The organism is Gilliamella sp. ESL0254, assembly GCF_013344985.1.
Lineage (GTDB): Bacteria > Pseudomonadota > Gammaproteobacteria > Enterobacterales > Orbaceae > Gilliamella > Gilliamella bombicola.
Window position 1 is genome coordinate 916,505 of sequence record NZ_JAAEDU010000001.1, and the last position, 20,796, is coordinate 937,300.

25 protein-coding genes are annotated in these 20,796 nt (G+C 38.2%); 8 read left to right on the forward strand and 17 right to left on the reverse strand.

The genetic code is table 11. The features are described from left to right. The first annotated feature begins 26 nt into the window (after positions 1-26). The gene (locus GYX25_RS04295; protein ID WP_180214330.1) at positions 27-383 is read left to right on the forward strand and encodes a DUF4282 domain-containing protein; all 357 of its coding nucleotides are present in this window, start codon (positions 27-29) and stop codon (positions 381-383) included. Positions 384-480: 97 nt separating this feature from the next. Here the strand turns inward: GYX25_RS04295 and tsaD are convergent, their stop codons facing one another. From tsaD to coaE, 4 genes are read right to left on the reverse strand one after another with little or no spacing between them, the layout of a single operon-like run. Continuing rightward, entirely contained in the window at positions 481-1,506 is a 1,026-nt protein-coding gene (tsaD, locus tag GYX25_RS04300; RefSeq protein ID WP_091350227.1) for a tRNA (adenosine(37)-N6)-threonylcarbamoyltransferase complex transferase subunit TsaD, read from the reverse strand. Then, positions 1,506-1,724 (reverse strand): DNA gyrase inhibitor YacG, encoded by a 219-nt coding sequence (gene yacG / locus GYX25_RS04305; RefSeq protein WP_091350225.1) that lies wholly within the window; start codon positions 1,722-1,724, stop codon positions 1,506-1,508. The genes tsaD and yacG overlap by 1 nt, the downstream gene beginning before the upstream one ends. A gap of 37 nt (positions 1,725-1,761) precedes the next feature. Continuing rightward, positions 1,762-2,499, reverse strand: a complete 738-nt coding sequence (gene zapD, locus GYX25_RS04310) for a cell division protein ZapD (protein WP_174786803.1) — start codon at positions 2,497-2,499, stop codon at positions 1,762-1,764. Between the two features lie 4 nt (positions 2,500-2,503). Then, positions 2,504-3,109 carry a dephospho-CoA kinase gene (coaE, locus tag GYX25_RS04315; RefSeq protein ID WP_091350216.1) on the reverse strand — a complete coding sequence of 202 codons (606 nt, stop codon included), beginning with the start codon at positions 3,107-3,109 and terminating at the stop codon, positions 2,504-2,506. 245 nt (positions 3,110-3,354) lie between these two features. Between coaE and lexA the strand changes: the two genes are divergently transcribed. Continuing rightward, positions 3,355-3,981: a transcriptional repressor LexA gene (gene lexA, locus GYX25_RS04320; RefSeq protein ID WP_091350213.1), complete on the forward strand. Its 627-nt coding sequence runs from the start codon at positions 3,355-3,357 to the stop codon at positions 3,979-3,981. Between the two features lie 62 nt (positions 3,982-4,043). After that, positions 4,044-4,433 carry a hypothetical protein gene (locus tag GYX25_RS04325; protein ID WP_091350209.1) on the forward strand — a complete coding sequence of 130 codons (390 nt, stop codon included), beginning with the start codon at positions 4,044-4,046 and terminating at the stop codon, positions 4,431-4,433. A 140-nt stretch (positions 4,434-4,573) separates the two neighbouring features. On the opposite strand, the gene hisM is transcribed toward GYX25_RS04325, so the two are convergent. The 3 genes from hisM to GYX25_RS04340 are packed head-to-tail and all read right to left on the reverse strand — an operon-like array spanning position 4,574 to position 6,766. After that, on the reverse strand, positions 4,574-5,284 hold the full coding sequence (gene hisM / locus GYX25_RS04330) for a histidine ABC transporter permease HisM (RefSeq protein WP_174786804.1): 711 nt from the start codon (positions 5,282-5,284) through the stop codon (positions 4,574-4,576). A 6-nt stretch (positions 5,285-5,290) separates the two neighbouring features. Further along, on the reverse strand, positions 5,291-5,974 hold the full coding sequence (locus GYX25_RS04335; protein WP_091350203.1) for an ABC transporter permease: 684 nt from the start codon (positions 5,972-5,974) through the stop codon (positions 5,291-5,293). 3 nt (positions 5,975-5,977) lie between these two features. Next, positions 5,978-6,766 carry a lysine/arginine/ornithine ABC transporter substrate-binding protein gene (locus tag GYX25_RS04340; RefSeq protein WP_091350199.1) on the reverse strand — a complete coding sequence of 263 codons (789 nt, stop codon included), beginning with the start codon at positions 6,764-6,766 and terminating at the stop codon, positions 5,978-5,980. Between the two features lie 388 nt (positions 6,767-7,154). Between GYX25_RS04340 and GYX25_RS04345 the strand changes: the two genes are divergently transcribed. From GYX25_RS04345 to GYX25_RS04355, 3 genes are all read left to right on the forward strand, one after another. Next, the gene (locus tag GYX25_RS04345) at positions 7,155-7,511 is read left to right on the forward strand and encodes an ArsC family reductase (RefSeq protein WP_091350195.1); all 357 of its coding nucleotides are present in this window, start codon (positions 7,155-7,157) and stop codon (positions 7,509-7,511) included. 13 nt (positions 7,512-7,524) lie between these two features. Then, positions 7,525-8,664, forward strand: a complete 1,140-nt coding sequence (gene dapE, locus GYX25_RS04350) for a succinyl-diaminopimelate desuccinylase (protein ID WP_174786805.1) — start codon at positions 7,525-7,527, stop codon at positions 8,662-8,664. A 77-nt stretch (positions 8,665-8,741) separates the two neighbouring features. Then, positions 8,742-8,933, forward strand: coding sequence for a YpfN family protein (locus GYX25_RS04355; protein ID WP_091350188.1), 192 nt, complete (start codon positions 8,742-8,744; stop codon positions 8,931-8,933). An 8-nt stretch (positions 8,934-8,941) separates the two neighbouring features. On the opposite strand, the gene cysZ is transcribed toward GYX25_RS04355, so the two are convergent. The 7 genes from cysZ to GYX25_RS04390 all read right to left on the reverse strand — a co-directional run bounded on the left by cysZ (position 8,942) and on the right by GYX25_RS04390 (position 15,679). Continuing rightward, on the reverse strand, positions 8,942-9,787 hold the full coding sequence (cysZ, locus tag GYX25_RS04360; RefSeq protein WP_238785974.1) for a sulfate transporter CysZ: 846 nt from the start codon (positions 9,785-9,787) through the stop codon (positions 8,942-8,944). Positions 9,788-9,889: 102 nt separating this feature from the next. Next, the gene (locus GYX25_RS04365; RefSeq protein WP_174786806.1) at positions 9,890-11,917 is read right to left on the reverse strand and encodes a GNAT family N-acetyltransferase; all 2,028 of its coding nucleotides are present in this window, start codon (positions 11,915-11,917) and stop codon (positions 9,890-9,892) included. 3 nt (positions 11,918-11,920) lie between these two features. Next, complete coding sequence (locus GYX25_RS04370) at positions 11,921-12,376, reverse strand: DUF441 domain-containing protein (RefSeq protein WP_091350181.1); 456 nt, start codon at positions 12,374-12,376, stop codon at positions 11,921-11,923. Next, on the reverse strand, positions 12,376-13,086 hold the full coding sequence (purC, locus tag GYX25_RS04375) for a phosphoribosylaminoimidazolesuccinocarboxamide synthase (RefSeq protein WP_091350174.1): 711 nt from the start codon (positions 13,084-13,086) through the stop codon (positions 12,376-12,378). Before purC ends, GYX25_RS04370 begins: the two co-directional genes overlap by 1 nt. 72 nt (positions 13,087-13,158) lie before the next feature. Continuing rightward, positions 13,159-13,908, reverse strand: coding sequence for an outer membrane protein assembly factor BamC (bamC, locus tag GYX25_RS04380; RefSeq protein WP_091350171.1), 750 nt, complete (start codon positions 13,906-13,908; stop codon positions 13,159-13,161). A gap of 37 nt (positions 13,909-13,945) precedes the next feature. After that, positions 13,946-14,824: a 4-hydroxy-tetrahydrodipicolinate synthase gene (gene dapA, locus GYX25_RS04385; RefSeq protein WP_091350169.1), complete on the reverse strand. Its 879-nt coding sequence runs from the start codon at positions 14,822-14,824 to the stop codon at positions 13,946-13,948. A 96-nt stretch (positions 14,825-14,920) separates the two neighbouring features. Next, positions 14,921-15,679: a Nif3-like dinuclear metal center hexameric protein gene (locus GYX25_RS04390; protein ID WP_174786807.1), complete on the reverse strand. Its 759-nt coding sequence runs from the start codon at positions 15,677-15,679 to the stop codon at positions 14,921-14,923. A 202-nt stretch (positions 15,680-15,881) separates the two neighbouring features. On the opposite strand from GYX25_RS04390, the gene rnt reads away from it, so the two are divergent. Then, the gene (gene rnt, locus GYX25_RS04395) at positions 15,882-16,556 is read left to right on the forward strand and encodes a ribonuclease T (RefSeq protein WP_209435399.1); all 675 of its coding nucleotides are present in this window, start codon (positions 15,882-15,884) and stop codon (positions 16,554-16,556) included. A gap of 104 nt (positions 16,557-16,660) precedes the next feature. Here rnt and GYX25_RS04400 read toward each other — a convergent pair whose 3' ends face one another. Further along, the gene (locus GYX25_RS04400; RefSeq protein WP_091350279.1) at positions 16,661-16,987 is read right to left on the reverse strand and encodes a Grx4 family monothiol glutaredoxin; all 327 of its coding nucleotides are present in this window, start codon (positions 16,985-16,987) and stop codon (positions 16,661-16,663) included. 143 nt (positions 16,988-17,130) lie between these two features. Here GYX25_RS04400 and GYX25_RS04405 point away from each other — a divergent pair, with 143 nt between their 5' ends. Further along, positions 17,131-17,334, forward strand: a complete 204-nt coding sequence (locus GYX25_RS04405; RefSeq protein ID WP_174786808.1) for a hypothetical protein — start codon at positions 17,131-17,133, stop codon at positions 17,332-17,334. A gap of 418 nt (positions 17,335-17,752) precedes the next feature. On the opposite strand, the gene GYX25_RS04410 is transcribed toward GYX25_RS04405, so the two are convergent. Together GYX25_RS04410 and GYX25_RS04415 are read right to left on the reverse strand one after the other, a co-directional pair. After that, a complete protein-coding gene (locus GYX25_RS04410; RefSeq protein ID WP_174786809.1) occupies positions 17,753-19,390 on the reverse strand; it encodes a hypothetical protein in 1,638 nt (545 codons plus the stop codon). A gap of 767 nt (positions 19,391-20,157) precedes the next feature. Beyond that, positions 20,158-20,754, reverse strand: a complete 597-nt coding sequence (locus GYX25_RS04415; protein ID WP_174786810.1) for a hypothetical protein — start codon at positions 20,752-20,754, stop codon at positions 20,158-20,160. Positions 20,755-20,796 lie beyond the last annotated feature (42 nt).

A 20,796-nucleotide genomic window follows, 5' to 3' on the forward strand; every position in this document is an offset into this window, starting at 1 on the left:
TTAACCTACCTAAATAAGGAAATAAAATGAACAAAAAATTTGATTTTAAAGATCTTACCATTAAAGATTTTTTCTTCTTTAATAAAATGTTAACACCTTCATTTATTACTATCGTGTATTGGATCACATTAATTCTTATTGGCTTTAGTACATTGACTATGATATTAGGTAGTTTTGCTTTATTTGCTTATAGTTTTACTGCAGGTTTATTTACCTTTTTTACTGGTATTATTACCTTTGTTGTAGGATTTGTTTCAACTCGTATTGGTTTTGAATTGATTTGTGTGCTATTTAATATTAATCACAATATTCAAAAATTAGCTAACGAAAAAACAGATTCCGAAAAAACGGAAGAATTGTCTAACACCGATACTATTAATTAATAGTATTGATTCAACTATATAGGCAAAAAAGCGGGAACTAGTTCCCGCATTTTTTTTGCTTTTGTTGTAATCTATATTTTTAAATCAAAATAATCGGTTAACTAGCATTAAGCTCGCTAAGAGGCCATCTTGGTCTAACATTGATTGCTAAATCTGAATACTGCTTTGCTTTTAAATGAATCATCCCCGCATAAGCAATCATGGCACCATTATCGGTACAAAATTCGAGTCGTGGATAATAAACCTGTCCTTTACGCTGATGCATCAACTCAGTTAACCTATTACGCAGTGTTTGATTAGCGCTTACTCCGCCGGCTATCACTAAATTTTTAAATCCAGTTTGATCAAGCGCTCGCCGTGATTTAATTACTAATGTATCAACCAAGGCATCTTCAAAGGCTCTAGCAATATCAGCTTTAGTTTGCGCATCAATAATATGATTATCACTATGTTGATGAATGATATTGGCAGCGGCTGTTTTAAGGCCTGAAAAACTAAAATCCAGCCCAGGACGGTCGGTCATCGGTCGAGGAAAATGAAACCGAGCTCCATTACCCTGCTCAGCTAATTTCGACAATTTTGCCCCGCCTGGATAATCTAAACCAAGTAATTTAGCAGTTTTATCAAAAGCTTCGCCTGCTGCATCGTCAATGGATTCGCCAATAAGTTCATATTGACCAATACCTGTTACGCTAATAAGCTGTGTATGCCCACCCGAAACTAATAATGCAACAAAGGGAAATTCAGGTGGATTAGATTCTAACATTGGCGCCAATAAGTGCCCTTCCATATGATGCACAGCAATAGCAGGTACATTCCACGCATAAGCCAGCGAACGACCAATTGATGCACCGACCATCAAAGCACCAATTAAGCCTGGACCTGCTGTATAAGCCACACCAGCAATATCTGCTGGCACCACATTTGCTTCTTTTAATGCTGCTTGAATTAAAGGTACGGTTTTACGAATATGATCGCGCGATGCTAATTCAGGCACCACACCACCATAATCAGCATGCAATTTAATTTGTGAATAAAGTTGATTGGCAAGTAAACCATTGGCATCATCATAAATAGCAACACCTGTTTCGTCGCACGAAGTTTCAATACCTAGAATCTTCATTAATGTTTACCTGCAAAATCGGTAAGGTCTTCTTCACTCCAAAGATCTTGTTCAGTAATGTCTTTATCGGCAATGCGATGTTCCTCAGTTGCCCAATCGCCTAAATCGATAAGCTGGCAACGCTTGCTACAAAATGGACGGTACGGACTATCTTTACTCCATACAACTTGTTTTTGGCAAGTTGGGCAATTGACATATGTAGTGTTATCTTTATTCATTGTGACTCTTTTTTTTTAAAATTAGTATTTAGCAGTACTAACAACAAGCTAATTCAAATTCAATACTATCGCTATTCACGTTATCACAAGTATCAAGCGGTAAAAACCGAATGCTATAGCGTGACATATGACCAGACACTTGGGGATAGACATTTTTATCTAACGAAACCCGAATACGAATTAAATTAACATCACCATTGGTTTCTTGAAAAAAATTATTAGAACAAATAAATGGTTTAAATTCACCCATTTGTCTAATTAATTGCATATAGCATGTTAGAGATTTATCTAAAATTGACAAGTGTTGTAACCAATTTTCAACTTGAATATTACGCCTTTCTTGCGGAATTTTTAACCACAAATGGAACAAAGGCAAATCAAAACTACAACAACCTCCGGGGATCGTTAAACGTTGGCGAATAGCAGTAATAAAACGGTCGTCTTTTAATGGTTGCCCTAGGCGGGTTATCAGATTAAATTGAGCTAAAAAATAATCAAATTGGTGAATCAAGTTGTTAAGTAAATCATAATCCACACCATCAAAAGTTAGCCACAAGATTAACTTTTGTTTTTGTGATTCAAGTTCTTTAATCAAATCACCTTTTACATCGTTACGTTCAATAATTTCTAATAACTCAGACAGCGCGTGAAAAAAAATCAACGCATTATTTTGATCAAACTGACAATGCCTATTTAATTGATTTAACAAAAATTCAACACGAAGCCAAGTACGCATTTTTTCATTTAATGGATGTTCAAAAATAATGTTATTCATCAATCTAAATCTTACAATTAAAGTTATCTAAATATTGTTGATGCAATAAATTAACTTGTGCTGTTAGCCTAGCTAAATTATCATCATTTACAATAATATCATCAGCATAAGATAAGCGCTTTTTTAAAGACACTTGCGACAATATCATCTTTTTTGCTAATGACTCACTAATATTATCTCTTTTTACTAATCGCGCCAATTGTAACGACTCAGGAACATCAATGATTAGCACACGATCAGCCAGCGTATGCAAATTGTTTTCAATCAATAACGGCACAACCCAAATTACATAGGTTGTATTTTGCATAGCAATTTGTTTTTGAGTTTCTTGTTGAATAATAGGATGCAACAAATGATTAAGCCACAGTCGTTCGTGGTCATTATTAAATATAATTTCACGTAGCTGACTGCGATCAAGTTCGCCATTAGCAAGCAAAATTTCTTGGCTAAAGTGCTTAACAATTTGGTTAAACGCATCACTACCGACTTGCACAACTTGCCTTGCAATAATGTCTGCATCAATAATAGGTACGCCCAATTTGGCAAACAAATTGGCGATAGTACTTTTACCACTGGCAATACCGCCACTTAGTGCAACAACATAAGGCATAAGGCAAATTCCAATTCAACAAAAACAGGGCATCATTATAACATATAACTAGGTTGATCATATAACGTAAAATACAGACAAAAACTTAACAATTAATGGGATATTTATCGATAGTAAATTCGTAAACTTACTCACGTCAACGGAAAATTTATCGCCTACTGTCAAATAAATAGAATAAAACAGTTGTTTTATATCATTAGCTGTATATAATCACATGTATATGTATATAAAAACAGGACAAAGTAATGAAACCGTTAACCGAACGTCAACAGCAGATTTATGACTTAATTAAAGACAATATACAAACCACAGGTATGCCACCGACACGTGCTGAAATTGCCCAAAAGCTAGGATTTCGATCTGCCAACGCGGCTGAAGAGCACCTTAAAGCGCTTGCTAAAAAAGGCGCGATCGAAATGATCGCCGGCTCATCTCGTGGGATTCGTCTTTTACTTGAAAGCCAAGCTGAACAAAATGAACTTGAAGGTTTACCCCTAATTGGGCAAGTAGCTGCTGGATCGCCTATCTTAGCGCAAGAACACATCGAAAGTCATTACCAAGTTGATCCGTCACTATTTAAACCCCATGCTGATTTTTTACTAAGAGTACATGGTATGTCAATGAAAGACATCGGTATCTTAGACGGCGATCTATTAGCCGTACATAAAACTCAAGATGTTAAAAATGGTCAAGTTGTTGTTGCCCGTATTGACGATGAAGTTACCGTTAAACGCTTATCACGTAAAGGCAAACATGTTCATCTGCTTGCAGAAAATAGCGAGTTTTCTCCCATTGAAGTCGATTTAGAACAACAAAATTTTGCTATTGAAGGGCTTGCCGTTGGCATTATTCGTAATGGCTCTTGGATGTAATAATGTAGATGTATAAACAAAGATGGTATAGAATAGTAAGCAATAAAAAGTAGGAGATTACTATGTGGCTATTTTGGTTATACGAAGGTTTAGCATTTGTTGCAATCATATTGCTCATTTTTGGATATTGCCGTTTTAGAGGAATTGGTTTTTGGTCCCTCATTTGGAAATATTTAAAATGGTTCTCTTTAGCTGTACTTATTGTTTGGTTAGCCATCGCAATTCTTTGTCGAGTTGACTTATATAACGCTGCTCACTGCTATTTTAGAGGTGAAAGTATGCATGCAAACACCAAATATTCTATCTTTTTAGGTGAGTGCCAAGTTGAAACGCCTAGTGGCAGTTATGTTCCGATTGAGCGAGCTAGAGCATTACCAGGTTCAAGTAACCATGATCACGATGATGACCACAGCGACTCCGGCTCTACAAGTGAATTCTATCCTGTAAATTAATGTATTGAAAATAAATAAAACAATCAAAATCCGGCAAATGTTATTACAATTGTCGGATTTTTGTTTAAGTAATAAATTACAATCTAAATGATGAGTTGAGAGTGGATAAATCGGCAAACCCAATAAAGTTATCCATTGTTTTATTCATTAACTTTCTGAAAAGCCAAGCAACGCTGCTCTAATTTTTTAAAACCAAAAATTAACGTAAAGCTAACACAAAGATAAATCACCGCAGCAATCCCAAAGGCATGAAAAGGTTGATATGTTTCAGCATAAATATCACGTGCAATTTTCATTACATCTGGCACTGTAACCGTAAAGGCAAGCGCCGTTGAATGCAGCATAAAAATCACCTCGTTACTATAAGCAGGCAATGCAATACGAAACGCTCTTGGCAAAATAATATAACGATATAACTGAAAACGGCTAAACCCAAGTGCAGTTGCAGCTTGCATTTCGCCTCTAGGTACATTGCGCATGGCACCAGCAAAAACTTCAGTAGTATAAGCGCAGGTATTTAAAGTAAAGGCTAACACCGTGCAATTTAAACCACTTTGAAAAAAGTCACCCAGCCAAGCATAATTTTTAACCACACTCAATGTATAAATGCCAGTATAAATAATCAGCAACTGTACATATAAAGGCGTGCCCCGAAAAATATAAGTAAACAGCCAAATGGGTAATTTAATCAGCTTATTTTGCGAATTTCGCCCTACTGCTAACCCTAGCGACAAAATGCCACCCATTAAAACTGATAGAATCAAAATCCACAGCGTCATCGCCAGACCAGTGATATTATAACCATCACTCCATAATAGTGCTTGCCAATATTGTTGAATAATTTCTAGCATGAGTTCTTATAACTTAGTTTTGATTGTGCCAATGGAATAACGCCGTTCCAGCCACCATAACACGATATTCGATATTGACGTAAAAAACAGATAAAATGCCCCTGCGATTAAGGCAAACAATAAAGGTTGGTACAAGGCTTCACCTGCGTTTTTAGTGGCTTTAACTAAGTCCGATAATCCCAGTAACGACACCAATGCCGTGGCCTTTAACACCACTAACCAATTATTTGCAATGCCCGGCAAGGCAAAGCGCATCATTAAAGGAAACATCACATAACGAAACACTTGGACTTTACTAAGCCCAAGTGCCGTTGCCGCCGCTAACGTATTTTTAGATACAGCAAGATAAGCCCCTCGAAAGGTCTCGGTAAAATAGGCGCCGTAAATAAAGCCTAATGTAAAAATACCAGCCATTAATGGATTCACTTCAATAAAAGAGGCATTAAAATAATCGGTAATATTATTAACCAAAAACTGCAAACCAAAAAATATTAGCATCATTAGCACTAAATCAGGCACACCTCGAATTAACGACGTATAAGCCTGACAAAGCACATTACACACTTTTGAATCGGCCAACTTGCCCAGCGCACAAACAATGCCAAGTAGCATAGCTAACAGTAGCGATGCTAGTGCTAAAATAATGGTTAGCCATGCCCCTTGGCAAATTAACGAAATATAACCTTGCATGGTTTATTTTTTATTACCATACACATTAAAATCGAAGTACTTATTATTAATTTTTTGGTAAGTGCCATCGGCTAAAATCGCTTTTAACGCTTGATTAAAGGCTTCGCGTAATTCATTATCGTTTTTACGAAAGCCAAGACCCACCCCCACATCAAAATAGTTAGCATCTTTCAATTCATCGCCAGCAAAAACAAAACCTTTACCTTGTGGCTGTTTTAAAAAGGCATAACTTCCAGTAACTTCGTCTTGCAATGCCGCATCTAAACGACCCGCCACTAAATCCGAAAATACTTGCAACTGATTTTGGTAAGGGACAATTACCACGCCATGAGGACGCCACATTTCGTTGGCAAAATGTTCTTGTGAGGTACCTTGCTCAACCCCAACGCGCTTACCTTTTAACGATTCAGCATTAGGCATTAAATTAGTACCTTCTTTAACAATCAAACGCGAGTAAGTCATAAAAATCTCGTCAGAAAATGCAATCTGCTTTTTACGCTTTTCGGTCATCATCAGCGAAGAGGAAATCATATCAATCTTTCTTGATAATAACGAAGGGATCAATGCATCAAAGTCGGTCGATTGAAAGGTGCATTTAATGTTAGCCTTTTCACATAAGGCTTTAGTAATTTCAATGTTAAATCCTGTAATATTACCGTTAGCGTCAATAAAATCAAAAGGCGCATAAGATGTATCAGACCCAACTTTAATCGATTCAGGCAACGCGGCATAACTTGTTATAGGTAAGCTTAAACACCCCAAAATGGCTAACGCTTTTAATAAATTCTTCATAATTTATCTTCCTTCGTTTTTAGCTAAAGGCATAATATAGCGCGTTATGTTGTATTTTTATAATAAAAAAAAGTTATTATTGTTGTCCAAAAAATTAAAATTACTTAACTGTAAACACAAAAATAAAATTTTATTTGTAAATTAAAACACCACTTTTTAGCCTAAAAAACATTAATAAAATCAATACCTTTTCTGACCGATTTTTGTGCTATTTTTATTCTTGTAAAACATAGCTGAAAACGTTATCAATGCGGTCATTTTTGCGACTTAGCATATCCCCAATAATTCAACCACATCAAAAATCTAAATTAAAACCCCCCCCTTCGATTTGCGGCCCCCAGCTTATAGCTGTTATAATTTCCTCATCTTTCAAATTAGGATCACCTTTATGTACACCATTTATGGCATTAAAAACTGCAATACAATGAAAAAGGCCTTTACTTGGCTTGATGAGCATCACATCAATTATCAATTTCATAATTATAAAACTGATGGGCTGTCAGAAGCACTTTTAGATAGTTTTTTGCAATTGGTAGACTGGCAAAGTTTGCTTAATACTCGCGGTACCACATGGCGTAAGTTAGATGAGTCTGTCCGTGCACAGGTTGATAATGAGCAAGCAGCAAAACAGATCATGTTAGCCAATCCTTCCATTTTAAAACGTCCTTTGCTTATTGATGGTAAGCGTGCTTTGTTAGGTTATTCAGACGAACTTTATTCCCAATTTATTTCACAATCTAAATAAAATCGAGACCATTATGAATGAACCTGTTATTGTGCTAACCAAAGCACTCATTGCTGAAAAATCGATAAGCCCTGACGACAAAAACTGCCAAAAACTTATTATTGAACGATTAAAACCACTCGGTTTTATTATTGAAGAAGTCAATATTGGGCAAACCAAGAACTTATGGGCCTATCATGGCGATGCTACCGGCAAAACTTTGATGTTTGCTGGCCATACTGATGTCGTACCAGCAGGTGATGAAAGCAAATGGCTTTATCCGCCATTTTCACCAACGATTGATGAAAATGGCATACTTTATGGTCGTGGTGCATCGGATATGAAAAGTGGTGTTGCTGCCATGGTTTGTGCAGCAGAAGATTTTGTTAAACAATATCCTAATCACACTGGGCGCATCGCCTTTTTAATCACCTCAGACGAAGAAGCCGATGCAAGCGATGGCACAGTTAAAGTGGTCGATCTACTGATGAAACGCCAAGAGCGCATTGATTATTGTATTGTCGGCGAACCGTCGAGCGATACAGTGCTAGGTGATCAAATCAAAAATGGCCGCCGCGGTTCACTGACAGCCAATTTAATTGTGCATGGTATTCAAGGTCATGTGGCTTATCCTCATCTTGCTGATAACCCTGTGCATCGTTTTGCTCCTGCATTAAATGAACTGGTTAATACTGTTTGGGATGAAGGCAATCAATACTTTCCACAAACGACAATGCAAATAGCCAATATTAATGGTGGCACAGGAGCTGAAAACGTCGTGCCGGGTGAGCTTCGTGTACAATTTAATTTCCGTTATAGTAGCGAATTAACCGACGCAGACATTAAAACACGCGTTGAACAGATTTTACAAAAACATAATGTAAACTACACCTTAACTTGGCGGTTATCAGGCCATCCATTTTTAACACCACAAGGCGATTTAACCAATGCGGCTGCTAGCGCTATTAAGGAATTCACCAACATTGATACCAAACTATCCACCAGTGGCGGCACATCTGACGGACGCTTTATTGCCAAAATGGGATGCCAAGTAATTGAGCTTGGGGTACTTAACAAAACCATTCATAAAGTGAACGAAAATGCCAATTGCCAAGATATTATTACCTTAACCGCAATTTATCACCGCATTTTAGAAAAATTGCTGTTAGTATAGTATTGCTAGCATCGTGTTATTGGCATGTATGATTGCTATAGTTGGATGATTTCGATTTTAACTTAAAGGAGAACACGATGGAGTGGCTCAAAGATTATTGGTGGATAATTGTCGTTATTTTAATTGGGATTTTTATTAATACCATTAAGGCACTAAACCGATTGAGTTATAAAGCGTATCTTGAAAAAAAGAAAGGGATAAAACCTATCCCTTATCAAGATGACGACGATGATGATTGGCCGTCAACAAATTCAACGAAAAAAAAGTAATACTTCCCTTAACGAAAATCTTGGCTACCGCTGTCAAATAGTGCTTGATGACGGTAGCGATCAACCCACATTGCCGTTGCGCCACAAACCGCAATAGGCATAATAATTAAATTAAGCACCGGTACCATGGTAAAAAAGCTGACTAACATGCCAAAAGTTAAATTATCGACCCGATCTTGTTTAAGTAACTCACGCATACGTTGAAAAGTGATTTTGTGGTTATCAAAAGCATAATCGGCATATTGGATATTAATTTGCCAAGCCGTAAATAAAAACCAAATCACCGGCGTTACTGATTGCCCAATAACAGGAATAAAATAGGTCAACAGTATCGGAATGGCCCATAACAAATAATTAATCAATTTTTGAAATTCGCGACCAAAAATCCGTGGAAGATCTTTAATGATGCTCATCCACGATGTATCAACTGCTGGCATCCCTGTTAACTGCGCTTCGACTTGTTCAGCCAATAAACCATTAAAAGGTGCGGCAATAATATTTGTCACCGTACTAAAAAAATAACAAAACAAAATCACCAGCATTAAAATCACAATAAAAACTATAATATAGCCCAACCAATGCAACCAACCCGGCACATACGATAATCCCCAATCCACCATGCCAGTAATGGCAGTAAAAAACCAATAAAATAGTGCCGACATAACTACAATATTAGCAATTAATGGTAAAAAAACAAATCGCTTAATCCCCGGACTAAATGCTAACGACCAACCTTTAAAAAAGTATTCAATTCCTGTTGTTGGTTGACGTTTTGGATTGTGGTTGTTTGATTGGTTGTATGTTTGATTTTGCGAATAGCGATGTTGCATCTGATTTTCTAATTTATTATGCATCACATTCAGTTCCTTTTAAATTAAAACGAATTGAGTTAAAACAAATTCAGTCAAAACATGATGACTATTGTAAACATACCGCTTGATAACCTGCAATGGTGATCAGCTATCTTTACTGACTATTTCGGAAAATATTGCATTACTAGCCTGCTTTGCTAACCATGTTTTAACTTCATGTTTAACAGCTTGCATTAATGCATTTTTACCTGCAAGTTGGTATGAATCAATAACTAAAGGCTGATTATTTTTGCTTTTTAACAGTGCGGATAAAACAGGAAAAGAGAATACTTGAGATGATTGTTGGTGTATTTGTATATACCTATTTAATCGACATAATGCAGCATAACTGGCTTCGAATGGCCGATGATAGTGAGCAAATCCAGTAAGTTCATCTAAATCATTGACATCTAAATCTAATGATAATAGCCAACCGCCATCGCTGATAATCATATCGTTAAACGGTAAATCAATGATATCCTTCAGCCAATAGGCGTTACGCTGTAGTTTGTGTTTTAATTTATAGGTTAACAGTTCTCCAGATCGGGTGATTGGTTTAAGCGCCATAACCGAATAACTGCCACTACTAGCTTGTTTATGGCTGCTTACATGAACCAAGACAAAACCACAAGCGGTCCAAAATTGATAATTAGACGAGCTATAAGCAAAACTGACCGACACAAAATCTTTATTTTGCACTTTGGCATGATCACAAATCGTCTGCACCAGTTGTTTTGCGATATGCTGCCGTCGATAATCCTCCATAACCGCAATGCGGTTAACGCGAACTGAGCGCAACTTAGCCGCTAACCGTTCACCAGCATGAGCAACGAGCGATTGCGCCACTAAATTGCCTTTAGGGCGGCGTGTTCCTTGCCATACTTGGGTTATTAGGTTATCAGGCAAATTCCCCTCGGTAAGTGTAAGTGCCGCGGCAATTTGTTTATGGTCTATTGTTGCCTGCCAAACCGACAAATTTTGCGCATCAAACAGACGCCTTAAATCGATTAATGTGGTTTGATAGTGAGCCACTTTTAATAGATAAAAGATCGACCTTAAGGAATCAACATCATTGCGTTCAACCATTGAATATTGGGTTGATGATAGGCCTGTAACAGGGTTATCATCCTGAATTAATAAGCCATTAAGTAATAGCCGATCACTAAATTGCTCTAGCATATCACCTGCCTGCCAACGAATCGGGGTGTGTAGATGAAAATATTGGCATGCTTTACCTGATAGCAATTTCAACAAAAAGCCCTGTCCAGTACCTTCATATCCGTCAACGGTGGTGGTTAACAATATCCGACAATTATTGGCAATTGCCAGTTGTAGCAGTTTTTCGAGCATAGGTAACGGAATCATGGCTGCTTCGTCAATAATGAGATAATCAGCAAAATCAATCTTTGACTGCAAAATTAATTCATCAGGTGCAAAAAATGGCGTATCGGGCTTAGCAAAAGCAAAAAAGGTCGTCAATGCTGATTTATTGGGCGCAGTGACAATACTACGTTGATAATGGCTAAACATTCCTGCTAGTGCCGATTTACCCCGTCCGCGTTTAGCAACTAATACATTTATGGGCTTATTGCTATTTAATAACTGTTTTAATGTGGCTTGTTGTTCGGCTAAATCACAAGGATCATCGCTCATCACTAGCAAAGATGATGTAACGGATATAGCGTTTTTTGGCAAAGATGTTGAATTGATTGACACACCAAATTCGGCCAAAGTTTGTATTAAATGTGCAACAAAATTAGGTACAGTAATCGGATTTTGGCTTTCGTTCCAGCGCAAGCTATCTTGATCATACCAAGTGGACAGATCCTTAGGTAATAACAAAACCAACACACTACCTTTGACTAGCGTGCCAACCAACATGGCAAAAGCATCAAGATTAAATCCTGCCGTTGCATCAAAAATAGCATGTTGATACTGCTGGCCTAATAGTTGTTTGGTTTGATGGGGCTTGAGTACGTTGGCAATTAACGAACTAGGCAAATAATCAGGCTGATAGGTAACAGTTACCCAATCACCAACGTTCTGCTCAAGGATGGAGCTCAATTGTTCAAATAATTGCGTGCTCTCACCCTGTAACACCCATAGCATTCGGGTGCTGTTGGGATTGTGCATAAACTAACTTTTCCCAATTAATAGCGATAATATACCGGCAGCAATCAGTGGACCAACTGGAATGCCTTTGAAAAATGCAACACCAATTAGCGTGCCAATAATTAAGCCATTGATAATGGTAGGATGTGCACCAATGAGCGATATACCACGCGTGCCAAGCCACGAGACTAAAATACCCACCAAAATAGCTAATAGTGATTGCCAAGTAGTAAATGATTTAGCAATATCACCAATTTTTAACGATCCATCGGCCAATGGCACCATCATCGCGGCAGTTAAAATAACAATACCGATAGTTAAGCCATATTTATTTAAAAACGGGAAATAAGTGTCAAGCGGCGTTAATTTAAACAGTAACAATAACAGTACAGCAAATGTCACTGTGTTATTATGAGTTAAATAACACAGTGCCGCTAAACCCAAAAGAAGAAAAAAAGAGATATCAAACTGCGCAAACATTACAAAGGCACACCAATGCGTTTTGCCACTTCTTCATAAGCTTCAATCACTCCACCCAATCCTTGACGGAAGCGGTCTTTGTCCATTTTTTTAAGTGTGGACTTTTCCCACAGGCGACAACCATCAGGTGAAAACTCATCACCTAAAGTAATTTCGCCTTTAAATAAACCAAATTCAAGTTTGTAATCAACCAATATCAGCCCTGCTTTATCAAACAAATCAGTCAAAATGGTATTAATTTTAAAGCTGAGTTCTTTCATTTTGGCTAATTGCTCATCGCTAGCCCAACCAAAGGCTTTACAGTGTGATTCGTTAACCATTGGATCGTGCAATGCATCATTTTTTAGAAATAATTCAAATGTAGGAGGATTTAAAACCTGACCTTCTTCAATCCCTAAACGTTTAACTAAAGATCCCGCTGCGCGATTGCGCACTACACATTCAACTGGCACCATTTGCAATTTTTTAACAAGTACTTCATTGTCAGATAATAAGGACTCAACTTGAGTTGGAATGCCAGCTTGGCGCAATTGCGTCATAATAAAATAGTTAAATTTATTATTCACCATGCCTTTACGATCTAACTGCTCAATGCGTAAACCATCGAATGCTGATGTATCGTTGCGAAACTCAAGGATTAGTAAATCAGGGTTTTCGGTGGTATATACCGTTTTTGCTTTACCACGATAAAGCTCAGCCAACTTTTTCATGTTTATAACCTTATATCAAATTGCTTATAAATAATTAAGGAGCTATACGCTCCTTAAATTCCAAACTTATTCTTAATTTGTACTGCTCACGGCTGTTGCTGGTTTTTTACTTTCGGCCTTATTTTTTTCAGCTTCTTTATCTTGTGCTTTTGGCGGCGCTACACGCATTGAATCTGGTGCAACATCATCCATAATGTCATTAAACAAACCGACAACATAGCGTTGAACTTCAATTGGTTGTGAAGTTAAATCGTCAGTGCCACGAGTTAACGACGTGATCAAAATAGTGATTGTTTCGGTATCACCTAGCAATTGACGTTTAATTGAATAAGAAGCCTCAACCGCTTGCTCTTCATCCGCACGGATTATAAAAGCTTTATTTGTTTGAATAGCGTTGCTATCTTGGCTAGCGATTGAAATATTTCTTTTGCTTAAGCTATTAGGAATGCGTTCCCACACTTGATTACTTAATGGTGCATTAAAGGTAACTGAACCACTATTATAAACCGCAAAAGCATCTGGCACTGTTGGGATTGGTAAACTTGGCGGTCTAATATCCAATTGTTTGCCTAAATTGCCTTTAATCTCGGTTTTATCAACATAAAAGTCACTTGTTGCAGTTGGTACTGAAACGCCTTCGGGAATGATTAACGGTTTTAAAGAGGGAGATTGAAGATAATCTTCGTTACCTTCGACTTCGCGCTTAAAGTTCTGATCACTACCACAACCCGCAAGGAACAAAGAAGCCACAACGGACAAAATCGCCGTTTTTTTAAGGACATTGCTTTTAAATAAGGTTCTGTTCAATGTATTATTTAACATAGATATCTGCTTTTTAATTAAAGGTTATACAAAACTATTACAGTAAATTTGCCTCTTTTAACGCTTGCTCAACCGCTGGAATTGACGAAGTGCTTAGCGATACCAGTGGCAACCGAATTGTTGCGCTTTGCATTAAACCTAATCTTGCGCAAGCCCATTTAGCTGGCGTTGGGTTGGGTTCAATAAATAAATTATGATGTAAAGTCATCAAAGTATCATTTAAACTGCGTGCCTCTTTAATTTGGTTATTAACCACAAGCTGACAAACAGTTGCAACGGCTTTGGCTGCTACGTTGGCAGTGACCGAAATCACTCCATCGCCACCTAAAATCATAAAGTCTAAAAATGTTGAATCATCGCCACTTAATAATTTAAAATCAGGACCGACCAATTTGCGAGTTGGGTAAACTCTTGAAAGATCACCTGTTGCATCTTTTAACGCAACAATATTTTTGATCTTCGCTAAACGCCCAACGGTTTCAGGTTTAATATCACTACTAGTGCGCCCAGGTACGTTATATAAAATCTGTGGCAATGCAGTGCTTTCGGCAATAGCTTTAAAGTGTTGATACATGCCTTCTTGTGTTGGCTTATTATAATAAGGCGCAACAGTTAAGCAACCGACAACACCGATATTTTCAACCCGGCTGGTTAATTCAATAGCTTCCTTCGTTGCGTTTGCACCAGTACCAGCAATAATAGCAATACGCCCATCGGCATAATCAATTGTTCGTTTTATAACATCGATATGCTCATGGTGATCAAGCGTAGCCGATTCGCCAGTAGTACCGACCGAAACAATACCCGATGTCCCATTAGCAATATGGTATTCAACCAATTTTTTTAAGCTTACGTGGTCAACGTTTCCTTTCGTATCCATGGGAGTAACAAGTGCAACCAGACTTCCTGTAAACATAAAATGACCTCTCACATAATCGGTTTATAACATAGGGTAAAGAATAAAAAATCTGCGAATAAGTATGCGATATTTCTAAGGTAAATTCAACTTTTGTTATGCAGGATTATCAATATCAACAAAAATAACCTCAACACCATAACTACTCGCTAACCATTTCCCTAGTTTTTCAATACCATAACGCTCGGTTGCATGATGCCCTGCCGCATAGAAGTTAATACCATATTCGCGTGCAATATGAATGGTGCGCTCTGACACTTCGCCAGTAAAAAAGGCATCCACGCCCATTTGCGCTGCTTGTTCAATATAATCTTGTCCACCACCACTGCACCACGCAATGCGCTTAATCACTTGCGGTGCGTTATCACCACAAAACAGCACTTGCCGTTTATTATTATGTAACAGTTGCTCAAGCTGGTGTTTAAATTGTAAAGCTGTGAGTGGAGTATTTAGTGTGCCAGTAAAAAGTAAATCGATGATATCATTACGCTTATCGACCGAAATACCCAATAAATTAGCCAGCTCAATATTATTACCCAAAATGGGGTGACCATCTAACGGCAAGTGGTAACCATATAGATTAATATCGTTAGTTAATAGTGTTTTTATTCGTTGATATTTAATGCCGGTAATGGTTTGTACTTCATTCTTCCAAAAATAGCCATGATGTACTAGCACGGCATCGGCTTGTAGTTCGACTGCTTTATCTAACAATAACTGGCAAGCGGTCACGCCTGTCACAATCTTATTGACTTGCGCACGCCCCTGCACTTGCAGTCCATTTGGTGCATAGTCCCGATAACGAGCAATTTGCAACTCGTTATTAATAATCTGCTCTAATTCTAAGTGATGCATAATCTGCTCGGTTTTAAAATCATCAAAACATAGGGGATAATTATAATCGCTTTAGCTAATAAGCGCATCTACTCGTTTATCTTAATGTGATTTGCATAAAACTTAGAGAAAATAGATTAACAACAAACGCTTAAAGCCAATACTAGGCGAACCGTTTAAAAACTGGCATAATAGCCTTTTTTGACAAATAAGATAAATTGTTGTGCCAAACGCCAAATTATGTGAACGCTTTCGTGGATTTTATCCCGTTGTCATTGACATTGAAACCTCAGGATTCGATTCAAAACTCAACGCCATTTTAGAAATCGCCGCCATTACCTTAAAAATGACACCCGACGGCTGGTTAGAGCCAGATCAAACCTTGCAATTTAATGTAACCCCATTTAATGGAGCCATTTTAGAGCCCGCGGCACTCGCCTTCAACGGTATCGATCCTGACAATCCACTGCGCGCTGCCGTGGACGAAAGGCAAGCCTTAGACGAGATATTCAAAATGGTCAGAACAGGCATAAAAGACAGCAACTGCACGCGCGCGGTAATGGTTGCACATAATGCGCACTTTGATCACAGCTTTTTAATGGCAGCGGCTGAGCGCTCAGGCATCAAGCGTAACCCTTTTCATCCATTTGCTACCTTTGACACTGCATCGCTCAGTGGTCTAGTTTTTGGGCAAACGGTGCTAGCCAAGGCTTGCCAAGTGGCGCAAATCACCTTCGATCATAAACAAGCCCACAGCGCGCTATATGACACGCAAAAAACCGCTATACTTTTTTGTAAAATTGTTAATCGACTTAAATCGCTTGGGGGATGGCCTTTAGCGGCTATAGATAGTGAAACAGAGACACAACAAGAACAGAACCATAACAGTGCGCAATAAACTAAAAACGAATAAACAGATAAATACAATCGAAAATTAATTTACTCGTAGTATAACTCACACAAAAAAGCGCGCTAAAGTTGCGCGCTTAATTCGTCGCTTAATTAAGATTTATGCTTTTCAGCAGTTTGCTTAATAAGCGTTTGCAATTCACCAGCTTGAAACATTTCTAACATAATATCACAGCCACCTACTAATTCGCCTTCCACCCATAATTGTGGAAACGTTGGCCAATTAGCAAATTTAGGCAATTCGGCACGAATATCAGGGTTTTGTAAAATATCAACATAAGCAAATGGCTCGCCACATTGCGATAAAACCTGCACCGCTTGAGCCGAAAAGCCACAACTTGGCAATCTTGGCGATCCTTTCATATATAGAATAATCGGGTTTTCAGCAATTTGTTTTTTGATTTTATCGAGTGTTGTCATTTCGGTTGTCATGCGATTTCCTTGGTAATTTATTGTAATAATGTAAGCTATTTTAACGCACAATTGGGCTTGTTCCTACTGCTATCTTATAACCGAATTGCTTAATGGAGGTTTTTAGAGCAATTTATGGAGGCGTTGTTTTTGTGAAAAAACAGACAGAAAAAACCTTAATAAAATCAATACCTTTCCTGACCGATTTTTGTGGGGAATTTTTAGCTTTGGGTGGTTGTGTTTTGAGTGGTTTTGAGGGCCAAGTCAGTTGGCGTTTTGATATAACTAAATCAAAAGCCATTCCGCACCCCGCAGTCGGGAAGTTGCAACCTAAGATGCGCATATCGATGGTTTAACAATATCCCCTCACTCTCGTCCTTTTATCAGCAAGTTTGCGTGACAATTTTAGGTTGAAAGCCTTGGGTGATAAATAAATGCTGTGTTGTAGTGCTCATTTTATTGTTAGGCATATTATTCCAAGCATTTAATAGATGCCATTAGTCGAATTAACACCACTATGTTAAAGTACACAGCAAACACTTATCATTACCACCAACTGCTTGGTTATTCTTATTTATTTTGCCCTTGAGCCATCGAAAGCCACGCTTTCAGCGTAGGCGGCGGCGTGGGCGGCGCGATTGTAGCTTCACCACAACAACGCAACCCTAAGGGAAAACGCCCAACTTATGCGGGGGCGTTATTCTTTGATAAATTATCCTCTATCTGCACCATAACCGCCCCGCGGTCTAAGGATTAAGGACTAAGAAATAAAAGCTAAGGTGTGGTGCAAACAGCGTAAACGGTATCGGCAAAGTTATTGCGGTCAACTCTGCCGTCGCCCCCGTTGACAGCGAAGCCTTCGCTACTACTTACTACGTCGCTCGTCCAGTAGGTGTTGGGGACGAACTCCGCACCAGAGTAATTAATCATGCGGCCCCACTCAGTGAAAAACCCTGCACCTATGTGACGCATATAAGTATTATTAGATGAACTAGGTGTGGCGCCGACAGAACCTTGACACCAACTTCCTGAATTTTCACCAGAACAAACCTCATTGGTTAAATCTCTTACCCTAGCAAGACGATAACCCAAACGACTACACCAATTGGAGTGGGTAGACCGGTTACCCGTAGAAATACCCCGATTGACGAACCACTGCTTTAAGACAAATCCATACTTCACCCCATTACCATCACTATCCCTACCCACCAACTCAAATGTCTGTGGCAAAGTGGGTACATCTAGAGGACTAGGATAATTTGAACGTATCCGAGCACTATCCGCCCTAGGACCACTTAACTTAACTCGTGCGACAACTTTTCCCCTATCAACACTAGGAATCCAACTATCACTAGGTGTAACACTTGTCACCGTAGCTGTTATATTACCATTCGTGACAACAGACCACGTCAACTGACTTGCATTAACTCCAGTAGGCATCTCTAAGTCAAAATACAACCCATCGGCACCCGTTGTAGGAAAATTTTGGTCATAAGATGATGAACGCGTTGACTGAGTCAAAAAACCCTTTGTAGGACTCCATATGTTAGATGGGCCTGAGTAGCGAGGGTTGTCACTAGAATTGATGCCAGTAGTACCACCATATAACAAATTCGGCCTTGCCGACTGCATAAAAACCAAACAATTTGCATTTGGTTTGAAATAATAATACTCCCTGTCATTAGTGGTTGAAAATACACGTCGATTTGGCACGCCATACTGTGTAGTTAAACTAGCACCATCGGGGTTTAAACCTATTGTTACCCTATAAGGCGCCTTACATGCATCTAATCTATCATTAGGACGTACAGTATCTCCATTCTTATCATGTAACGAAAGCCATAAAGTCCCTGTCGCCGTTACACCATTAGTACCCTGTCCATCTCCATCATCATCTCCCCAATAATGATAAGTATTGACTAAATCATTTAAACGCACAAAAGTGGTCGATGGTGGAAAAATAGTCTTTATCTCACCCAAAGTACGCCATGTTGATAATACCATTGGATTTGTCCTACTTGATGTATTCGTTGACGGCGTGACCTTTCCACCATAAGGCAACGTAATGGTGAACAACGATTCAAGGTCTGTTACCTTGGTTTGGCCTCCATCAGATGTTAAATACGGCCCACTCCCCTCAATGACCCTTGAGGTTTGCGCTGTTAAGGCCTGTGCACCAAATGAACACAACCAAAACAATAACGCCGCAATCCATAGCGGAGACTTTGATAAGAACGATAAAAGATTGAATCTCTGCCTCGACAACAACACTACCGATAAACTCGGCGAGTTTATTAAGCTAGATGACTTCGGTGATAAAAATAAGAATGGAGTCTGATTTTGACTACGATGATATTGAAAAAGATTTAGGGCATAGGTTTGGCATGCCAGATGCCAGATGCCAGATGCCAAGTATGATAGCGCATTTCGATTATCCTGTCAAGTAAATTTTTGTTTTATTTGAATTTTTTATAATTGACCGCTCAACTAATGAGCACTCCCTTGCTTTAAAAGCGCTTAAATTATAACCGCTTGACTAATAATGCGCTACTTTTTTTGTTAAATATTTGTAAAGTTTTGTTAAGTGCATAAGGTTGAGCTTTTGGTGGCGTGTTTTGGGAAATGGTTTTGGTGAGGTTTTTTGAATAAAAAACAGCTAGAAAAAACTTTAATAAAATCAATATCTTTTCTGACCGATTTTTGGCGGAAAATTAGGTCTTTTTTTGTTTTGGTGAATAGGATGGATTGGGTGCGGTGGTTTCGGACGTTTTGACCTTTAGTGAACAAAATAGCTATCGTGACCACGTCCGAGCAAAGGGAATTAAAGCGAATTCCCTTTGCAATCCCGCGCTTTGGCTGCAGAATGTGGCCTTCGGCACTACTCGTATCATCCTGATACTCGCCTCTACGAGGTCATCTTCGCTGTGCTCAGATGTTCAAATTTGTTCCAGACAACTGTTGTCGGCACATTCTGACGCTGGAATAAGACAAACAATATAGCCATCCTTATTTGGAAAATATTATGTTTTTATAATTATATAATTGATTTTATTTGAATTAAACGCCTATGCGGCGTTAAGGGTCGTTGTTTTTTTACCCTGTACTTGCAGTATTTCTAAACCGCCTATACGGCGTTTAATTAGTGGTTTTCTTACTCTATTTATATTTTTATACAAACGTTACTTCCTTGCATAAATCTTTTTTTCTGAATCAGGAACCGGTTCGCCAACTTCCCTTGCAATTAATTCGAATTTGTTCTCGATGACATTTTTATAAAAGATATCAATAAACTGTTGAAAAGCTAGAAAGTTATCTTTGATTTCGGTGCTTGATGATGGTTTTTGTTCAATAGAAAAATCAAGTATTGTGTCTTTATTGCCAATATTTTCAATATTTAATTTGATACGGATACAATCCAATTTAATAGAGTCAAGAGTATGGATAAAGAAGATGTGGATTCGTTGTAGTGGGATTACCGTTGTTGGTCGTATTTCAGATGATAGGGTTAGGTTGTGTTCATCAATGCTGATTTGTAGATTTTCTTGCTGTTTTTTTACTGTAAGATAAAAGCCTAATCGAAAAGCCGCCGCGGTGATTATGAGATACCCAACACAGATGCCTACTGGCACCATCCAATTTTTTGAAGTACAAGTTAATAGAAGATAAATAAAAATTGCTGTTGGTATGATAAACACAAATAGAAGAAATAACATTTGGATAAAAGTGGAAAAGCCTTTATCTGCAGCGTGCACGGTAAATTTGTAGTTATGGTTCATTAGACACCTAAATATCCTATCCTGATTTTTTTAATTATAAAT

Bases quoted from the DNA above. Each gene is read 5' to 3' on its own strand.
- GYX25_RS04295 (WP_180214330.1), top strand. From the start codon at position 27: ATGAACAAAAAATTTGATTTTAAAGATCTTACCATTAAAGATTTTTTC.
- tsaD (WP_091350227.1), bottom strand. From the start codon at position 1,506: ATGAAGATTCTAGGTATTGAAACTTCGTGCGACGAAACAGGTGTTGCT.
- yacG (WP_091350225.1), bottom strand. From the start codon at position 1,724: ATGAATAAAGATAACACTACATATGTCAATTGCCCAACTTGCCAAAAA.
- zapD (WP_174786803.1), bottom strand. From the start codon at position 2,499: ATGAATAACATTATTTTTGAACATCCATTAAATGAAAAAATGCGTACT.
- coaE (WP_091350216.1), bottom strand. From the start codon at position 3,109: ATGCCTTATGTTGTTGCACTAAGTGGCGGTATTGCCAGTGGTAAAAGT.
- lexA (WP_091350213.1), top strand. From the start codon at position 3,355: ATGAAACCGTTAACCGAACGTCAACAGCAGATTTATGACTTAATTAAA.
- GYX25_RS04325 (WP_091350209.1), top strand. From the start codon at position 4,044: ATGTGGCTATTTTGGTTATACGAAGGTTTAGCATTTGTTGCAATCATA.
- hisM (WP_174786804.1), bottom strand. From the start codon at position 5,284: ATGCTAGAAATTATTCAACAATATTGGCAAGCACTATTATGGAGTGAT.
- GYX25_RS04335 (WP_091350203.1), bottom strand. From the start codon at position 5,974: ATGCAAGGTTATATTTCGTTAATTTGCCAAGGGGCATGGCTAACCATT.
- GYX25_RS04340 (WP_091350199.1), bottom strand. From the start codon at position 6,766: ATGAAGAATTTATTAAAAGCGTTAGCCATTTTGGGGTGTTTAAGCTTA.
- GYX25_RS04345 (WP_091350195.1), top strand. From the start codon at position 7,155: ATGTACACCATTTATGGCATTAAAAACTGCAATACAATGAAAAAGGCC.
- dapE (WP_174786805.1), top strand. From the start codon at position 7,525: ATGAATGAACCTGTTATTGTGCTAACCAAAGCACTCATTGCTGAAAAA.
- GYX25_RS04355 (WP_091350188.1), top strand. From the start codon at position 8,742: ATGGAGTGGCTCAAAGATTATTGGTGGATAATTGTCGTTATTTTAATT.
- cysZ (WP_238785974.1), bottom strand. From the start codon at position 9,787: ATGCATAATAAATTAGAAAATCAGATGCAACATCGCTATTCGCAAAAT.
- GYX25_RS04365 (WP_174786806.1), bottom strand. From the start codon at position 11,917: ATGCACAATCCCAACAGCACCCGAATGCTATGGGTGTTACAGGGTGAG.
- GYX25_RS04370 (WP_091350181.1), bottom strand. From the start codon at position 12,376: ATGTTTGCGCAGTTTGATATCTCTTTTTTTCTTCTTTTGGGTTTAGCG.
- purC (WP_091350174.1), bottom strand. From the start codon at position 13,086: ATGAAAAAGTTGGCTGAGCTTTATCGTGGTAAAGCAAAAACGGTATAT.
- bamC (WP_091350171.1), bottom strand. From the start codon at position 13,908: ATGTTAAATAATACATTGAACAGAACCTTATTTAAAAGCAATGTCCTT.
- dapA (WP_091350169.1), bottom strand. From the start codon at position 14,824: ATGTTTACAGGAAGTCTGGTTGCACTTGTTACTCCCATGGATACGAAA.
- GYX25_RS04390 (WP_174786807.1), bottom strand. From the start codon at position 15,679: ATGCATCACTTAGAATTAGAGCAGATTATTAATAACGAGTTGCAAATT.
- GYX25_RS04400 (WP_091350279.1), bottom strand. From the start codon at position 16,987: ATGACAACACTCGATAAAATCAAAAAACAAATTGCTGAAAACCCGATT.
- GYX25_RS04415 (WP_174786810.1), bottom strand. From the start codon at position 20,754: ATGAACCATAACTACAAATTTACCGTGCACGCTGCAGATAAAGGCTTT.